Here is a 16,786-nt window from a genome sequence, read left to right as displayed (position 1 = left end):
TCAATGCAGCAGTTGGTCGGCGTCGGCGGCCACATCACCCGCAGCGGTGATGCGCTCTTCCAAGAATGCCAAGTCTAAGTGCATGTGTTCGATCAGCTCAGGCACGGCCGCACTGAGCGCATGCGCGGGACTGTCTTGCGCCTGTGCGGCGTCGGCCAGCACCTCGGCCAAGTGCAGCACGGCAGCCATGCGGCAAAACGGTTTGGTCTCGAGGGGTTCCCCCGCATCGGAAAAAGCGCGCACCAAGGCATCAGGGAAGTGCCAGTGGCTGGCCAGCGTGGCGGTCACGTCCGCGTGCGTGCAGCCAAAGCGGCTCATCTCCAGCGAGTAGCGCGAGCCCGGCTCCTGCGCATGGGCCTCCACTTCGGCCACTTGATCCGGATCGCTCATGGCCATCATGAGCTGGCCGCAGCGCATCATCAGCCCGGCCAGGTAGGCGGTGTCGGCGTCCATCTGCAGCATGCGGCTGAGGATCTTGGCGTAGTTGGCCGTGGCCAAGCTGTGGCGCCAGAATTTGTCGCGCGGCAGGCCTTTGACATCCGGGAAGGCTCCCGCGACGCAGGCCGCCAGGGAGAGGTTGCGCAAGGTGTCCATGCCCAACGCCGCCGCCGCGTCGGGCAGCGAGGAGATGGTGTGCGAGGGGCAGTAGCGGGCTGAGTTGGCCAGGCGCAGCACCTTGGCCGAGAGGGTGGCATCTTTGCCAATGAGCTCTGCCAGCTGGCCCAGCCCGATGCGATCGTCGTCAAAGCTCTTGAGCAGCTTGGCGGCCACTTCGGGCATGGTCGGCAGCTTGGCGTATCCGGAAAAAAACTTTTCTGCTGCAGCTTGCACTGGAACCTCCTTCAAATTGAACGTAGCCCTTGGTGTTCGGCATGCGTCCGGTCCAGTCTAAGCGCGAGCCCCTCAAATGAGGGGGAAATTTCTGATGACTTTTTAACGCCACTCTACGGCGGCAATCGGCAGCCTGGGCAAGGCCCGCCTCAGCACTGCGCCAGGGCCGCCAAGCCCTCGGGGCGCAGCACATGAACGGTGTAGCCCTGCATGTCGATCAAGCCTTTGAGTTTGAGCTGTTTCATCAGGCGCGAGAGGGTTTCGGGTGCGATGGCCAGCTGCGCGGCGATGTCGCGCTTGCGCTCGCCCAGCGCCAGGCTGGGCAGGCCGCCCGCGCGGCGCAAGAGCCAGGCGGCCAGGCGCTTTTCGGCGTCCAGGCGCATGAACTCGTGCGTCAGCCCGCTGAGCTCGGTGACTTGGCGAGCCATGGCCTGCAGCAGCGCGTCGGCCAGCTCCGGTTGGCGGCGCAGCACATGGCGCAGCGCCAGCACAGGCAGCGCCAGCAGTTGCGCGCTGCTTTGCGCCCAGATGTCCTGGGCGCTGGCTTGGTGCAGCCAGGCGCTGGCCAGATTCAGCCACTGCGGCCCCCGCACGCTGCGCTCCAGCACTGGGGCCTCGGTGCTGCGCAGCTCACCCACGCCGGCCTGGCCTTGCAGCAGCGCCAGCACGTCGGGCTGGGTTTGGCTGTGGCGCAGAATCAGCGCCCCGGGCTCTACATGGCGCACCACGGCACGGGCCTGCAGCTCGCCCAGCAAGTGCGCCCCGACACCGGGCAGCAAGCCCTGCCACATACCCAGGGCGGGCTGGTCCGGGTAGGCCGATGCACAAGTCTCAAGCGAAGCAGAACATTCCATGGGCACGGTGCGCCATGCGCGACAAGTCAGTTCATGAAGCCTGCACTGTGCGCCAGTAGCACAGGCGAGCACTTGCGCTGTGTCAAATGGCTCTGCACCTGGCCCTGGCGGGCGTACCGCGCCCACGGCTCACGCTGTGCAAACCTTCGTCTGTCGCAAGCTCAGGCCACAGCGAAGAACGCCAGCACCAGCGCTGGGCACAATGGACTGCACTTCACAGCGTGCGCCGCAGCCTTGGCAGCGAGCGCCCGTGCTTGCGATATGGAGATTTCCCTCATGACCCACCGCTTGAAATCAGCAGCAGCCCTGGCTTTGTGCCTGGGCGCGCTGAGCACCCAGGCTCAAACCGGCACCCCAGCGCCTTTGAGCTACCCCGAGACCGCCAAGGTCAACCAGGTCGACACCTATCACGGCACTGCCGTGGCCGACCCCTACCGCTGGCTGGAAGACGACAACAGCGCCGAAACCAAGGCCTGGGTGAAGGCGCAAAACGCCGTTACCGACCGCTTCCTCGAGGCCATGCCGCAGCGCCAGCCCACGCGAGCGCTCTACACCCAGCTCTACAACTTTGAAAAGTTCGGCCTGCCCTACAAAGAAGGCGGCCGCTATTTCTGGAGCCACAACAACGGCCTGCAGCCGCAGTCGGTGCTCTACACCGCACGCACGCTCAAAGACAAGCCGCAAGTGGCTCTGGACCCCAACACCCTGTCCAAAGAAGGCACGGTGGCGCTGGCAGGCACGGCTGTGTCACGCGATGGGCGGCTGCTGGCCTACGGCGTGGCCGGTGCGGGTTCGGACTGGGTGACTTGGCGCGTGCGCGATCTGCAAACCGGCCAAGACCTGGAAGACCGCATCGAGTGGGTGAAGTTCTCCGGCGCGGCCTGGACGCCCGATGGCAAGGGCTTCTTCTACGCCCGTTACGACGCGCCCAAGGCCGGTCAGGCCCTCACAGGCGCCAACTACTTTCACAAGCTCTACTACCACCGCCTGGGCACGCCGCAGAGCCAAGACTTGCTGGTGGCCGAGAACCAAGCCGAGAAGGAATGGGGCTTTGGTGCCGAAGTCAGCGATGACGGCCGCGTGCTGCTCATCAACGTCTGGAAGGGTTCAGCGCGCAAGAACGGCCTGATGCTGCTGCCGCTGACGACGCGCGGCGGCTACGACGCCCAAGCCAAGCCCGTGACGGTGACGCTGGACTTCGACGGCGAATACAGCCCCGTGCACATCGACGCCAAGCGCCTGGTGCTCAAGACCGATGTGGGCGCGCCGCGCGGCCAGCTGCTCTACGTGCCGCTGAACGCAGGCCTGAAAGTGGCCGAGCGCAGCCAGTGGCGCACCCTCGTAGCCGAACACACCGACACCCTGCAAAGCGCCAGCGCCGTGGGCGGCCGCTTTGTGCTGAGCTACCTGGCTGACGCCGCCACGCGCGTGGCCGTGCATGACGCCAAAGGCCAAAAGCTGCGCGACCTGCAGCTGCCCGGCGTGGGCTCGGCCGGTGGCTTCCATGGCCGCTGGAGCGACCGCGAGACCTTCTTCAACTACACCAGCTTGGTCAGCCCCAGCAGCATCTACCGCCTGGATGTGGTCAGCGGCGCTAGCAGCCTGTTCAAGCGCCCGCAAACCGCCTTCAACCCGGATGAGTTCGAGACCCGCCGCGAGTTCGTCACCAGCAAGGACGGCACGCGCTTCCCCATCTTCATCGCTCACAAAAAAGGCCTCAAGCTCGACGGCAACAACCCCGCCCTGCTCTACGGCTACGGCGGTTTCAACGCGCCCATGACCCCCGGCTACGGCGTCACCGCCGCGACCTGGATGAAGATGGGTGGTGTGTACGTGCTGGCGGCCATCCGCGGCGGCGGCGAGTACGGTGCGGCCTGGCACGAAGCTGGCACCAAGCTGAAGAAGCAAAACGTCTTTGACGACTTCATCAGCGCCGCCGAATGGCTCATTGCCAAGCAGTACACGCAAAGCGCCAAGCTGGCCATCAACGGCGGCTCCAACGGCGGCCTGCTCGTCGGCGCGGTGCTCAACCAGCGCCCTGAGCTCTTCGGTGCTGCTGTGCCGCAAGTGGGCGTGATGGACATGCTGCGCTTTCACAAGTTCACCATCGGCTGGGCCTGGGTGCCGGACTACGGCAGCTCGGACAACGCCGAGGAGTTCAAAGCCCTGCTGGCCTACTCGCCCCTGCACACCATCCGTGATGGCAAGCGCTACCCGCCGGTGATGGTGACCACCGGCGACCACGACGACCGCGTCGTGCCCGCGCACAGCTTCAAGTACACCGCCGCGCTGCAGGCCGCCAACACTGGCTCGGCGCCCAAGCTCATCCGCATCGAAACCGATGCCGGCCACGGCGCGGGCAAGCCCACGGCCAAGCTGATTGAAGAGCGCGCCGACATGCTGGCCTTCTTCGCCCACAGCTTTGGCATGCAAGTCAAGTAATCCGGGCGCTTTGCGCTCCGGACGGGCGTAAAAAAGGGTGCAAAAACCGTTCAGGCAACTGATTGGATTTGCGCCCTTTTCTCCAAGGGTTTCATCAAACGCTGCCAGGGCATGATTTGCACCTGTGATGGAGACCGCGCCTGCAAGCCCTCTACGCCACAGCTCTACACGCTGCGCTCTCAACCAGCGCGGTGTGTCTGGGTGGCGTCTGCCGCGCCACTGCCTGCGCCCGCTGCCTTCCCAACCCGGAAGCAGCGGGCATTTTTATGGCCTCAATCAAAGCCAATAGGCCAGGGCAAAGCACAGCACCATCAGAACGCCCAGCGAGAGCTTGACCACCAGGCCCAGCACCACGCTCAAGCCCGCGGCCGTGCCCACGCGCAGTGCCTGCGCCGCGTCGCGTCGCGCATGCCATTCGCCGGCGCTGGCCGCCAGAGCCGGCCCCAGCAGCAAACCCCACCAGCCGGTGAACAAACCCGCCACGGTGCCAGCACCTGCCGCGGCCATGGCTTGGCGGCTGGCCCCGGCCTGACGCACCGCAATGAGCGCGGCCACATAGTCCACGCCCCAGGCCAGCACTGCCAGCACGGTGATCAAACCCATGGTCCACCCGCTGACCAGGGTAAAGCCGTCGATCGCCGCCCCCAGCCACAGCCCCGCCAGCACCAGGGGCGAGCCCGGCAGCAGCGGCAACACCATGCCCACCAAGCCCACCACCACCAGGGCCACCACACCCAACCACGCCAACCATTCCATTGCTCAATCCCTTTCTCGCATGCAGCCCCAACACCAGCTGGAGCAGCTCAAGCTGAGATGGGGGGGGCACAGCGCTCACCCAAGCAGCAAGAAGCGAAGCCCACCTCAGAAAATCATGCAAGGTCGCGCCAGAAATCGTCCAAATGGGTAAAGCCCCAGTCTGAGGCCTGCTCGCGACCGACGATTTTGTCGGTGCACCCCGGGGCCGCCAGGTCCAACAACTGTTGCGGCAGCGGCATCTGTGATTTGGTCGAATACATGACCTTGACCTGCGGCGCAGTCGGCGCATCGGGGTTGTGCCCCACCACCACGGCCAGGCGTGTGGATTGCAAACGCACCAAAGTACCCACGGGGTAGATGCCCACACACATCACAAACGCGCGGAACACCGCTGGGTCGAAATGCGTCCCTTGCCATCGCGCCATGCGCGAAATCGCTTCGGCGGGGTCCCAGGGATTTTTATAGGGGCGCAACGAGGTCACGGCATCGTAGACATCGCAAACCGCACCCATGCGTGCCAGCAGGGAAATGGCCTCCGCCGCCAGCCCGTTAGGGTAGCCACTGCCATCGAGTTTTTCGTGGTGGTTGAGGCACACGTCCAGGGCACCAGCGGGCACGCCCTTGCCCTCGAGCAACCAATCGTGCCCTCGCTGCGGGTGGGAGCGCATGAGCGCAAACTCATCATCAGTGAGCTTGCCGGGCTTGTTCAGAATCGCCAAGGGAATGGCCATCTTGCCCACATCGTGCAACAAGCCTGCCATGCCAGCGGCACGCGTATCCTCCTCGCTCAAACCCAGCTGGCGCGCCAGCGCCACCATGAGCGCGCACACAGCCACCGAGTGCATATAGGTGTAGTCGTCACGGCCCTTGAGCCGTGCCAGGCTGATCAGGGCCGAGGGGTTGCGCTGCACGGAATCGGCGATCTCCTGCACCAGGGGCTGGCATTGTTCGGCCTGAATGGCCTGCCCCATGCGCACCTCGCTGAACATGCTGGTCACGGCGGCGCGTGAGCGTTCCACCACGCGCGTGGCCTGGGCCAGCTCGCCGGCCATGGACACACGCTTGGCCCCGCTCGGCTGGGCTGGGGGCGGTGGCTCAGGCGGCGCGGCCACGGGCGTGGGCGGCGCCACGGCTGGGCCAAGCCCGTCTGCTGGCAGCACGATGGACTTCGCCTCATCCACACAGCAATACGCCACACCGCTGCGTTGCAGCTGGTCGAGCTGCTGCGCGTCACGCAAGACGAAGCCGGCCTTCCAAAATGGGTGACTCAACCAAGAGCCCTCCAGGGACTGGATATACATCCCTAAGCGCAAGTCCTTGGTGGTGATGCGTTTGAGCATGCCAAATTCAATGTTGTGGCTGCTTCAAACAAAAGCAGCTGAGCCAAGACACCTCAGTATCGGCCAGCACCCACACAATTGCTGGGCAGATGTCACGCCGTGGCGGCGTCTAAAAGCACAAACGCCTGGTGATGCGCCAGGCGTTTGTGCTTGAGGGGAAAAAGACCGAAAAGGCTCAGCGCGTGGACGACTGCGGCACGGTTTTGAGCTCGCCGTCCAGCGATGCCAGGTATTGCGCCATCTGCTTGAGTTCTGCCGGCTTGAACTGCTTGACCTGCGCGCCCATGATGGCGTTGCCGCGGCCCACCACCGGGTTGCCCTCAGTGTGATAGGCCTTGAGCGCCACATAGAGGTAGTCGGCATGCTGCCCGCCGAGCTTGGGGTAGCTGGGGTCCAGCGGCTTGCTGAAGTTGGTGCCATGGCAGCTGGCGCAAGCACCGCGCTCAAACAGCTTGGCCACGTCTTGGGAGGGTGCGGGCACGGTCTCGGGCGCGGTGATCTTGACTTGCTGTGCGTAGTAGGCCGCAATGTCTTTGATGTCCTGCTCAGACAGCGACTGCGCAATGCCGCGCATGGTGGGGTGCTTGCGCTCGCCCTTGGCATAGGCCTGCAGGGCGTTGGCGATGTAGCGCTCGCCCTGCCCCGAGATCTTGGGGACCTTGTGAATTTCCGGGAAGCTGGCCTGGTAGCCCGGGATGCCGTGGCAGCCAATGCACATGGCGATTTTGGCCTGCAAGTTGGCGGCCTGCTGGGCCTGTGCACCCAAGCTCAGGGTGGCCAAAGACAGAAGGATGGCTTGCTGCAGCTTGATCTTCATGGTCCCGATTTCGGCTGGAGGTTGGTCGGCTGAGGTCAGTCCTGAAACCAGAATATCGGAACAGATGCGGCTTATATACTGGGTCGATCCCCTGCTGTCTTTGATACAACACATGAAATTTCACGGCACCCAGCAGTACGTCGCCACCCCCGATTTGATGCTGGCCGTGAACGCCTCCATCACCTTGCAGCGGCCCTTGCTCATCAAGGGCGAGCCCGGCACGGGCAAGACCATGCTGGCCGAAGAGGTGGCCCAGGCCCTGGGCCTGCCGCTGCTGCAGTGGCATGTCAAAAGCACCACCAAGGCCCAGCAAGGGCTTTACGAATACGACGCGGTGAGCCGCCTGCGCGACAGCCAGCTCGGCGACGCGCGCGTGCACGACGTCAACAACTACATCGTCAAAGGCCAGCTCTGGCAGGCCTTTGAGTCGGAGCAGCGTGTGGCGCTGTTGATCGACGAAATCGACAAGGCCGACATCGAGTTCCCCAACGACTTGCTGCGCGAACTCGACCGCATGGAGTTCTTCGTCTACGAAACCCGCCAGTGGGTGCGTGCACGCCAGCGGCCGCTGGTCTTCATCACCTCCAACAACGAGAAAGAGCTGCCCGACGCGTTTTTGCGCCGCTGCTTTTTCCACTTCATCCAGTTCCCCGAGCCCGAGACCATGCGCGCCATCGTGGACGTGCATTTCCCCGGCATCAAGCAAGAGCTGCTGGCCGCTGCACTGAAGACCTTCTACCAAGTGCGTCAGCTGCCGGGGCTGAAGAAAAAGCCCAGCACCTCGGAGCTCATCGACTGGCTCAAGCTGCTGCTGGCCGAGGACATTCCGGCCGAGGTGCTGCACAGCGCCGACCTGCGCGTGCCGCCCTTGGTGGGCGCGCTGCTTAAAAACGAACAGGACCTCGCGCTCTTTGAAAAGCTGGTGCAGATGCAGCAGCACCGGCGCTGAGGCACAGCCCATCGGCTCATCAGCCCCTCAGTCCAACGGGCCGCCACTGCCCCACGCGGCCCCTCCCCCATTGCTCACGGAGACCCCATGACCGCTGCTGCTTCTTTGGACCCCTCAACCCTGTGGCAGCTGGCACGCCTGGGCGCGCCCAGCCTGTGCCCGGACGGCGCGCAGGCCGTGTGCGCCCTCACCCAGCCCGAGCTGGCGCACAACCGCAGCAGCAGCGCGCTGTGGTTGCTCTCCACCCTGGGTGGCGCGCCGCGGCGGCTCACCAGCGCGGGCAGCCCGCAGGGCAAGGACGGCAACCCACGCTGGAGCCCACGCGGCGACCACATTGCCTTCATCGCGCAGCGCGAGCAAGAGGGCGTGAAGGACGAAGCGCCGCAGCTCTACCTGATCCCGCCCGACGGCGGCGAGGCGCGGCGCCTCACCCAAGTGCCCAGCGGCGTGGAGGACTTCAAGTGGTTCCCCGATGGGCGGCGCATTGCCTTCATTGCCTGGGTGTTCCCGCAGCTCAAGGGCCAGACCGCGCAGGCCAAGGCGCACAAACAGCAGCAAGAGCGCAAAGACAGCGCCTACGTCACCGAAGAAACGCTCTACCGCTACTGGGACCAAAACCTGCCCATGGGCCGGGTGCCGCACCTCTTGGTGGTGGACGTGGACAGCGGCCGCGTGCAAGACCTGTTTGAAGGCAGCGCGCATGAGCTGCGCCGCGCCGAGCCCAGCGCCACGGACTTCGACATCTCCCCCGACGGGCGGCGCATCGTCTTCGTGCACGACCCCCATCCGCACAAAGACCTGCAGCACTGCCATGCGCTGGCAGAAATCGAGCTGCGCAGCCGCCAGGTGCGCCCCTTGCTGCAAGACCCTGACTGGGACTTGAGCGCCCCCGTCTACAGCCACGCCGGCCAGCACCTGGCCTTTTTGGCGCGCCACCAGGCCCGGCGCTACACCATGCCCGAGCAGGTGGCGGTGCTGGACACCCACGGCCACTGGGCCGTGCTCAGCGAGGACTGGGATCACAGCGCCCAAGCACCGCTGCGCTGGGACGAAGACGACCTGGGCCTGCTCTTCTGTGCCGAGCACCACGGCCGCGCCCACCTCTGGCGCCTGGACGTGAAGACCTGCGCCACGCACATGCTCTACGAAGGCGGGCATTGCAGCGCCTTTGACCTGAGCGCAGGCACCCTGGTGCTGCTGCACGACAGCGCCCTGCACCCCAGCCGCCTGTCGGTGCTGGAGCAAGAAGGGCAAGAGGGCCAGGAGGCCGCCACGCAGCGGCTGCGCCGCATCGAGTCCTTCAACGACACGCTGCTGCAAAACCTGAAGCTGGGCCGCTGCGAGGAGCAGTGGTTCAAAGGCGCGCAGGGCGACGATGTGCAGATGTGGGTGACCTACCCGCCGGGCTTTAGCGCGCGGCGCCAATACCCGCTGCTGCACGTCATCCACGGCGGCCCGCACACCGCCATGGGCGACAGCTGGCATTGGCGCTGGAACGCCCAGGTGCTGGCCGCCCAGGGCTATGTGGTGGCGGCCGTGAACTACCACGGCTCCTCGAGCTTTGGCTTTGAGTTCCAGGACAGCATCACCGGGCGCTGGGGGCAGTTGGAGCTGCAAGACATCGAAGCCGCCACCGACACGCTGCTGCGCCAGCCCTATATCGACGCCAAGCGGCTCTACGCCTCAGGCGGCAGCTACGGCGGCTATATGGTGGCCTGGATGAACGCGCACCTGAGCGCTGGCCGCTACCAGGCCTATGTCTGCCACGCCGGGGTGTTTGACTGGCAGGCCATGCACGCCTCGGACGCCTACACCGGGCTGCATGAATCGCTGGGCGCGCGCTACTGGGAAGACCCGCAGCGCATTGCCGCGCAAAGCGCGCACGGCCGCGCTCAGCACCTCAGCACACCCACGCTGGTGGTGCATGGTCAGCGCGATTTCCGCGTGCCCGACGCGCAGGGCCTGGCCTACTACAACACGCTCAAAAGCCTGGGGGTCAGCGCGCGCCTGCTGTGGTTCCCGGACGAGAACCACTGGGTGATGAAGCCCGCCAACAGCGTGCTGTGGTACCAGGAAATCTTTGACTGGCTGGGCCGCCACAGCGCAGGCCCGAGCCGAGCTCAGGCACGGCGCCCGCGCAGCACCTCGGTGGGCAACACGCCAAAGCGCGCCCGGTAAGCCTGGCTGAAGCGGCTGGGGCTTTGAAAGCCCCAGCGCGCGGCCAGCGCCTTGATGGAACGTGCCTGCCCGCTGCGCAACTCCTGCTGAGCAGCCTCCAAGCGCTGAGCCCGGATATAGGCAGCGGGCGTGCAGCCCAGCTCTTTGTGAAACAGGCGCAGCAAGGCGCTCACGCTCACGCAGGCTGCCTGCGCGAGTTCATTCAAGCTCAGCGACTGCTCCAGCCGCGCATGCACCAGCGCCAACACACGCCCCAGGCGCGCCGACACTGCAGCAGCGCTCACACCATCGCGCTGCGTGAGCTGAGGCTGCAGGCCTAGCAACAGCTCCAGGCCCAGCAGCTCGCTCCAGCGCTGCAGCTGCGCACGGCGCCAAGCTGGAGGCGCCTCACGCGTGGCGGCATCGGCGGCCTGCCATGCCCCTTGCAACAAGCGCTGCGCCAGCGCGGGAGCCAGCTCGGCCGGGGCCAATGAGCGCTCCAAGCTGCTGTCTGCGCTGAGCTGCTGCAAGAGCTGGCGGTCGAGATCGAACTCCACAAAATGCGTACCCGGGGCCACCTCCACCAGCTCGGTCTGGCGTGGATCGATGAGCAGCCCCGCACCCGCACCGGCCTGTGTCCAGCCGCCGTGCTGCAGCACCCGCATCTGCCCACTCAGCGGCAAACAGATCGAGCAATTCGGTGCGTCCTCAGGTTGGGTGCGGGTGTGCACGTCAAAGCCCAAGCTGCTGTAGGCCTCCAGCATGAACAGGCCGCGGCCGGGTTGGCCATCAGGCAGCTGCGGCACAGTGCCCACCTGCAGCTGGGGCGACTGAGCCGACGCGCTGCGCAGGCGCCGCTGCGCAGCGGGCGAGACGGTGTCCAACTGCGCGAAATAGGCTTCGATGGGTGCCAAGCCGCGCAGCTGAAATTGCGCTGGCAAGCGGGTGCGGCGCGGCAGCACCTGGGGAGACAAAAGCAGGGGTTCATTCATGGCGTGTCATGACATTCTGTGACCGCCAGGTGCTGGGACTGGCACTCAAACAGGGGGGGCTCGGATACACCAAAGCCGCACGCAGGAATCGTCAGCTTGCGCCTGAAATCGTCAATCTCGAATGCCAGTGCTGGCGCAATGGCGCTGGGCGCGATACCGTGAAAAACATCACGGATCAACCTCGCGCCGGACGTCGGAGGGCTCTGCCGTTGATATTGAACAAGGATTCACCGTCATGTCTCACCGCACTCCTCTCTCCATCCCGCGTTGCTTGCGCCTGGGCACCCTGGTCTTGAGCCTCAGCGCGGCACTGCCCGCTGTGGCGGCACCCAATTTCCAAACCTGGGCGGCGCCGCAAAACGCCATCCCCATCGCTGTGAGCGGCGGCGGACAGCCCCAGATGACCGCATACACAGGCAGTGGCAGTGGTTTTTTGATGGTGCAAGCTGGCCAGTCAACGTGGAGCACGATCGGGGGCACGGGCCACAGCTTCAACCCGAAAATCAGTGCCGATGGCATGACGGTGGCACACGCCACGCAAAGCAGCGTCGACCGCAGCCAAGCCGCCCTGTATGACGTGAGCAGCGGCAGCTGGCGCGCGCTGGGCAGCTTGGGCTTTGCCGCCAACAGCAACGGTGCCTCCGGCGGCTACTACATTGAAAGCACGGCCAATGGCATTTCCGCCAACGGCCAGGTGGTGGTGGGCTCGGCCTACTCTGACGCCTCAGGCAACCGCACGCACCCGGTGGTGTTTCGCGACGGGCGTGTTTTTGACCTCAATGCCGCGGCCACCACGCAGTCCGGCATTGCTCAGTCGGTCAGCGCAGATGGTCAGACCGTGGTGGGCTACACCAGCACCAGTGCGGCGGGTAGCGTGTGGCAATGGAATGGCAGTGGCTACACAGCCACTGCGCCCAAGGCTCAGCACCCTGAAACGGGGGCGCTGGTCTCCATTCAAGCCTCCCAAGTCAGCGCCAATGGCCGTTGGGTAGCCGGAGGTTCAGTCAACGCATTGGCCAAAAACTACGGCACCGCCTTTGCGCCGGTGACCTTCAGCCCTGCCACGCTTTGGGACGCCAGCACCCAAAGTGCCGTACTGATTCCCTTTGACCATGTGATCGACACCTCGCCCACAAGCACCGATGTGATCCGCAACATGAAGGCCACCGTCTACGGTGTGACCGACAACGGCACCGTCATCGGCGCCTTCGATCAATGCCTGGGTTGCAGCACCGGGATGCTGCAGACCGACACCTGGATCTACCAAACCAGCACCGGCAAGGCCCTGAGCTTTGACGACTACTTGCGCGGTGTGGGCGTGTCGCTCAGCGCCACCCAGCATGTGTGGAAGCTCACCGCCATGTCCTCCGACGGCGACGCGATTGCCGGCATGGTCTTCGACAGCGCGACGGGCACTTCCAGCACCTTCTTGCTGAGCCAAATCAGCGCCGTCCCTGAGCCCGGCACTTGGTCGCTGATGGCCCTGGGCCTGCTGGCAGTGGCACCGCTGCGCCAGCGCCGCAAGGCCAACGAGGCCAAAGTTTGAGAACGCAAGTGCCTGTTTGAATTCGGTCTCCATTCCCCGCTTGGGCGCCCCGTCTTTGGGCGCCCTTTTTTATGCCTGCTTTGTGTCTGCTGGGCTCAGGTCTTGAGCTGGGTGTTCAGGCGCCTCACGCCCTCAGGCAGGGCCACGGCCATGAGTGGCGTGCAAAAGTGAAAGCCCTGCGCCGACAGCACGCCGCAGGAACGCACGAAAGCCACGTCGCCAGGGGTTTCCACGCCCTCGGCCAACACCTGGTAGCCCAGGCGTTGCAAGATGCCACACACGGCACGATAGAGCCGCTCACCGCGTGGCGAATCCACCCCTTGCAGCAGCGAGCGCCCGAGCTTGACGGCGTCGAAATCCGCTTCGTGAAAGTGGCGCAAATGGGTGTTGCCCGTGCCGAAGTTGTCCACGTAGATGCGCACACCGAGCTGTCGCAGCTGGGCCAGGCGCTGCCCCACCACGAGGGGAGCCTCAGTCACGCAGTCCTCCTGCACTTCCAGCTCCAGGCCTGGGCGCAGCATGGGCAGCTCGCGTAGCAAGCGCGCAAACGCCTCGTCCTGGGTGAGAGTGCCCGGCGAGATGTTCACCGCCACAGGCAGGCTGGCGATGTCCGGCGGCCAGCGCTGGCGGTCTTCATCCACGCGGCGCAAAGCCCAGCTGTCGAGCACATCACCAAAGCCCGCCTGGCCCAGCACCGGCACAAAATCCTCGGGCTGACGCATGCTGCCGTCGGGCATGTGCAAGCGCAGCAGCGCCTCCATGCCGCTCACGCGCCCCAGAGCCAGGTCCACGCGCGGCTGGTAGTGCAGCACCAGGCGCCCGTCTTGCAGCAGACGCAAAGCCTGCTGGGTGCGCTGACCCCAACCCGCATGGCCGCCGTCACTCGCACCTTCGCCCATCGGCGGCACCACACCTTTGAGTTGTGCGCCCACCGCGCGCAAGGTGGTGTGCAGCCCCGAGTCCAGCGGCAGCCACTGCCGGTACACCCAAACCGAACTCGCAAAACACAAGGCTTGCAGAGCCAACACACGCCAGGGTTGGTCCGACAGCACCCAGGCGTTCACACCGTAAGGCAGCACCCAGGATGCAGGACGCTGAATCGACACCCAACCCAGTCCAAACACAAACAGCCACACCCAAGCCACGCTCAGCAGCGGCGCCAGCACAAAGGGCAAGAGCAAGCGCGGGTTGCCCACCAGCGGCAGGCCGTAGCTCAGCGGCTCGCTGATGTTCACCACGTGAAAGGGCAGCGTCCAGCGCAGCAGCGTGCGCCGGTGCGGCGCCTGCCACCACAGTGCCAACCACAGCCCCAACATCGCCCCCGCACCGCCGGGGTAGACAAAGGCGTAGAGCAGGCGGCCCAAACCGATATCTGGCAGCACCTGCACATCACTCAGTGCACTGCCCGCGAGGAAATCCCAAATCACCGAGCCATGCACCCCCAGCCACCACAGCAGGTGAATGCCCAGCACCGACACCACCGCCACCAAAAAATTGGGCAAGGTCTCCAGCAGGGGACGCAAGACGGGGACGGGCCAACTCACCCAATGGGAGGCCGGCAGAGCCAACAGCGCCAGACACAGCAGCCAGGTGAGTGTGGCCTGGCGTGGCAGCAAGCTGCCTTCGCGTTCGGGCACCCAGCGCCGCACACCCTGCCCCACCAGATACCAGCACAGCACAGTCACCATGGGCACCAAAAAGGCCTGGTTCCACAACAAGGCACGGGCCTGGCGGATGGTGGCCCAATCGCTGAGCGACACCCCATGCACAGGCAGCAGCACCCCACGCGCGTTCAGACCCAGCAGGCTCAACACCATCATCAAACTCAAGAGCTGCAGGCCCGGCAGTGCATAGGCCCGCGCCAGCTGCAGCGTCAAGCACCAGCCCACCAACAAAGGCCACAGCAGGAGCCAGGATTGGCTCAACACATACAGGCACTGCCCCAGCCAGCGCCCTTGGGTCCAGCCGCTGAGTTGGCCCAGCGCCTCGCCCATGAGCACCACATTGCCCAGCACAAAGTAGGGCAAGAGCGTGAGAAAGCTCTCGCGCAGCGCCAGCACCGGTCGGGCGTAGCCCAGCTCGGTCAGCGCGCGCAGCCCGGGCCAGTCAAAGCGTGCGTTGCTCACCGAACTGCTCCAGCACCTGTTGCGCACTCAAGGGGCGGCCCACCCACCAGCCTTGCACTTTGTTGACCCCACAGCCGCGCACGAATTCCAGCTCAGCGGCTGTTTCCACGCCCTCGGCCACCAACTCATAGCCCAAGCTGTCAAGCGCCTGGCACAGCTCTTTGTAGAGCTGTGCACCGCGCACCGCGCCCGCCGCATCAAGCAAGCTGCGGTCGAGCTTGATGGCATCAAACGCCGCCACTCGAAACACGCGCAGGTTGGAGTGGCCGGTGCCGAAATCGTCCACATACACGCGCACCCCCATGGCGCGCAGGCGTTGCAGGCGCGCACGCACAATCTCGGGTTGGGCAATGAAGCTGCTTTCCAGCAACTCCAGCTCCAAACGGTTGTCCGGAAATTGCTCCAGCATGCCCAGAAGCTGCTCAAACGCCGCGTCTTCTTGCAAGGTACTGGCGGTGAGGTTCACCGCCACGGGCAACACCAAGCCACGCTGGCGCCAACACAGCTGGTCCTCCAACACCTGGCGCAACACCCACAGGTCAAACACATCACCCATGCCCGCCAGCGTCAGTGTGGGTAAAAATTTCCCGGGCAACACCACCTCGCCATCGGGCAGCACCAAACGCAGCAAAGCCTCCATGCCGACCACGTGGTTGCTGCGCGCATCGCGTTTGAGCTGGTAGACCATGTGCAGCGTGCCCGAGTTGAGCAAATGCACGGCCTGCTGCACTTGGCGCGAGCGCACACGCTCCAGGTGCAACTGCTGTACAAAGCGCCGCTCGCTTTCAATCTCCAACTCAGGCCGCACTTGATCGGGCGTCAATAGCGGCGGCCCTTGCCCCGCCCCGCCTTGTGCCGCGCCGCGTGCCAGCACCCAGCCAAAGACCTGCACACAAAACCCCACCCACAACAGCTGCAGGAGCAAGGCCGACCCCGACCCTGCCGACACCAACAACGGCGCACTGCCGTGACCGGCCCAGGCCGGGCTGACCCAGCCCAGCGCCTGCAATGGCCACACCACCAGCAGCAGCGCGGTAGGCAACAGCAGCAAAGGCAGCAACACACGCAACTGCCCAAACACTGGCCACATCAGCACCATGGCGATGGGCTGCTGCAACAGCGCCATAACCACACCCAAGCACCACAGCGTGTTCTGGGCTGCGGGCAAAGTACGGGGGCGCTGTGCCAGGGCCAGGGCCAGCCAAGTGCCACCGCCAAGGGTGGCCATCCAGGGCTGCAAAGCTGGGTCCATGCTGCGCAGCGCCGCGCCATCCCACCCCAGCCAGCCCATGAGCTGCAACTGCAGCATGCGCAGCAGCGCCGCCGCGCCCTCCACGAGCGCGCCCTGCCCAGGCTGCACGGTGCCCAGCGCCAACCACTGCTGCAGCGGCCCAAGCCCCAAGCCCACGAGCAACACGCCCACCAACAGCAAACAAACCAGCAAGGGCAAGGCGTAGGCAATGCAGCGCGACAAGGCCGGTGAATACACGCCCATGCTGCTGGGCTCCATGCGCAACACGCCGTGGTGCAGCCAGGCCAGCGTGCCGACGAGCAGTAGCGGCAAGAGCACGCCACAAAGCCCAATGCCCAGCACACGGTAGGCCTCGCTTTGCACGCCGTACATCAGACTGCCGCACCACAGCAGGCTCACAAAGAGCTGCATACACGCCACCACGCTGACGTCAACATTGAAGCTGCGCGCCAGCTGGACCGCCACCGACACGCCCAGCATCAAAGGCCACAAGGCCTGCAACTGCACCGCAAGCCCAGCCAAACCAGGCGCTTGCTGCGCCAGCCACGGCAAGCACAGCCCGAGCAGCGTCACCACCAAGTGCAGTGGCAACACCGACAGGTAGGCCGCCCGCAAAGCAGGCTGCAGGTCAGGGCCAGAGCGCAATGAATAGCGTGTCAGCATCGATACAACCTTGAAGCACACCCCGGGCGGCAGCTCCACGAGCTGCCGCACCATGCACCCG

General features: G+C 65.2%; 12 protein-coding genes. 4 read left to right on the top strand and 8 right to left on the bottom strand.

From position 1 onward, the window contains the following. Together ACG0Z6_RS02400 and ACG0Z6_RS02395 are read right to left on the bottom strand one after the other, a co-directional pair. Entirely contained in the window at window positions 1–780 is a 780-nt protein-coding gene (locus ACG0Z6_RS02400; protein ID WP_394458463.1) for an HDOD domain-containing protein, read from the bottom strand. A gap of 200 nt (window positions 781–980) precedes the next feature. Beyond that, window positions 981–1,685 (bottom strand): Crp/Fnr family transcriptional regulator, encoded by a 705-nt coding sequence (locus ACG0Z6_RS02395; RefSeq protein ID WP_394458462.1) that lies wholly within the window; start codon window positions 1,683–1,685, stop codon window positions 981–983. Window positions 1,686–1,961: 276 nt separating this feature from the next. On the opposite strand from ACG0Z6_RS02395, the gene ACG0Z6_RS02390 reads away from it, so the two are divergent. Then, complete coding sequence (locus tag ACG0Z6_RS02390; RefSeq protein WP_394458461.1) at window positions 1,962–4,127, top strand: prolyl oligopeptidase family serine peptidase; 2,166 nt, start codon at window positions 1,962–1,964, stop codon at window positions 4,125–4,127. 276 nt (window positions 4,128–4,403) lie between these two features. Here ACG0Z6_RS02390 and ACG0Z6_RS02385 read toward each other — a convergent pair whose 3' ends face one another. From ACG0Z6_RS02385 to ACG0Z6_RS02375, 3 genes are all read right to left on the bottom strand, one after another. Beyond that, on the bottom strand, window positions 4,404–4,883 hold the full coding sequence (locus tag ACG0Z6_RS02385; RefSeq protein WP_394458460.1) for a DUF456 domain-containing protein: 480 nt from the start codon (window positions 4,881–4,883) through the stop codon (window positions 4,404–4,406). 113 nt (window positions 4,884–4,996) lie between these two features. Next, the gene (locus tag ACG0Z6_RS02380; RefSeq protein WP_394458459.1) at window positions 4,997–6,223 is read right to left on the bottom strand and encodes a cyclic di-GMP phosphodiesterase; all 1,227 of its coding nucleotides are present in this window, start codon (window positions 6,221–6,223) and stop codon (window positions 4,997–4,999) included. Between the two features lie 175 nt (window positions 6,224–6,398). Next, on the bottom strand, window positions 6,399–7,040 hold the full coding sequence (locus ACG0Z6_RS02375; protein ID WP_394458458.1) for a c-type cytochrome: 642 nt from the start codon (window positions 7,038–7,040) through the stop codon (window positions 6,399–6,401). A gap of 112 nt (window positions 7,041–7,152) precedes the next feature. On the opposite strand from ACG0Z6_RS02375, the gene ACG0Z6_RS02370 reads away from it, so the two are divergent. Then, window positions 7,153–7,989, top strand: a complete 837-nt coding sequence (locus ACG0Z6_RS02370) for an AAA family ATPase (protein ID WP_394458457.1) — start codon at window positions 7,153–7,155, stop codon at window positions 7,987–7,989. 87 nt (window positions 7,990–8,076) lie between these two features. Continuing rightward, window positions 8,077–10,167 carry a S9 family peptidase gene (locus ACG0Z6_RS02365; protein WP_394458456.1) on the top strand — a complete coding sequence of 697 codons (2,091 nt, stop codon included), beginning with the start codon at window positions 8,077–8,079 and terminating at the stop codon, window positions 10,165–10,167. Here the strand turns inward: ACG0Z6_RS02365 and ACG0Z6_RS02360 are convergent. Continuing rightward, the gene (locus ACG0Z6_RS02360; RefSeq protein WP_394458455.1) at window positions 10,110–11,138 is read right to left on the bottom strand and encodes a helix-turn-helix domain-containing protein; all 1,029 of its coding nucleotides are present in this window, start codon (window positions 11,136–11,138) and stop codon (window positions 10,110–10,112) included. The two genes, ACG0Z6_RS02365 and ACG0Z6_RS02360, sit on opposite strands and share 58 nt — an antisense overlap. Window positions 11,139–11,373: 235 nt before the next feature. Between ACG0Z6_RS02360 and ACG0Z6_RS02355 the strand changes: the two genes are divergently transcribed. Continuing rightward, window positions 11,374–12,684 carry a PEP-CTERM sorting domain-containing protein gene (locus ACG0Z6_RS02355; protein ID WP_394458454.1) on the top strand — a complete coding sequence of 437 codons (1,311 nt, stop codon included), beginning with the start codon at window positions 11,374–11,376 and terminating at the stop codon, window positions 12,682–12,684. Between the two features lie 95 nt (window positions 12,685–12,779). Here ACG0Z6_RS02355 and ACG0Z6_RS02350 read toward each other — a convergent pair whose 3' ends face one another. Continuing rightward, on the bottom strand, window positions 12,780–14,810 hold the full coding sequence (locus ACG0Z6_RS02350; protein WP_394458453.1) for an EAL domain-containing protein: 2,031 nt from the start codon (window positions 14,808–14,810) through the stop codon (window positions 12,780–12,782). Beyond that, window positions 14,791–16,725, bottom strand: a complete 1,935-nt coding sequence (locus ACG0Z6_RS02345; RefSeq protein WP_394458452.1) for an EAL domain-containing protein — start codon at window positions 16,723–16,725, stop codon at window positions 14,791–14,793. The genes ACG0Z6_RS02350 and ACG0Z6_RS02345 overlap by 20 nt, the downstream gene beginning before the upstream one ends. Window positions 16,726–16,786: the final 61 nt, after the last annotated feature.

Source organism: Roseateles rivi (assembly GCF_043555845.1).
Taxonomy (GTDB): domain Bacteria; phylum Pseudomonadota; class Gammaproteobacteria; order Burkholderiales; family Burkholderiaceae_C; genus Roseateles; species Roseateles rivi.
Note: the sequence above shows the minus strand (reverse complement) of the source record. Positions and strands in the feature narration are given on the sequence as shown.

Bases quoted from the DNA above. Each gene is read 5' to 3' on its own strand.
- ACG0Z6_RS02370 (WP_394458457.1), top strand. From the start codon at position 7,153: ATGAAATTTCACGGCACCCAGCAGTACGTCGCCACCCCCGATTTGATG.
- ACG0Z6_RS02365 (WP_394458456.1), top strand. From the start codon at position 8,077: ATGACCGCTGCTGCTTCTTTGGACCCCTCAACCCTGTGGCAGCTGGCA.
- ACG0Z6_RS02355 (WP_394458454.1), top strand. From the start codon at position 11,374: ATGTCTCACCGCACTCCTCTCTCCATCCCGCGTTGCTTGCGCCTGGGC.
- ACG0Z6_RS02345 (WP_394458452.1), bottom strand. From the start codon at position 16,725: ATGCTGACACGCTATTCATTGCGCTCTGGCCCTGACCTGCAGCCTGCT.
- ACG0Z6_RS02395 (WP_394458462.1), bottom strand. From the start codon at position 1,685: ATGGAATGTTCTGCTTCGCTTGAGACTTGTGCATCGGCCTACCCGGAC.
- ACG0Z6_RS02360 (WP_394458455.1), bottom strand. From the start codon at position 11,138: ATGAATGAACCCCTGCTTTTGTCTCCCCAGGTGCTGCCGCGCCGCACC.
- ACG0Z6_RS02375 (WP_394458458.1), bottom strand. From the start codon at position 7,040: ATGAAGATCAAGCTGCAGCAAGCCATCCTTCTGTCTTTGGCCACCCTG.
- ACG0Z6_RS02390 (WP_394458461.1), top strand. From the start codon at position 1,962: ATGACCCACCGCTTGAAATCAGCAGCAGCCCTGGCTTTGTGCCTGGGC.
- ACG0Z6_RS02380 (WP_394458459.1), bottom strand. From the start codon at position 6,223: ATGCTCAAACGCATCACCACCAAGGACTTGCGCTTAGGGATGTATATC.
- ACG0Z6_RS02400 (WP_394458463.1), bottom strand. From the start codon at position 780: ATGCCCGAAGTGGCCGCCAAGCTGCTCAAGAGCTTTGACGACGATCGC.
- ACG0Z6_RS02385 (WP_394458460.1), bottom strand. From the start codon at position 4,883: ATGGAATGGTTGGCGTGGTTGGGTGTGGTGGCCCTGGTGGTGGTGGGC.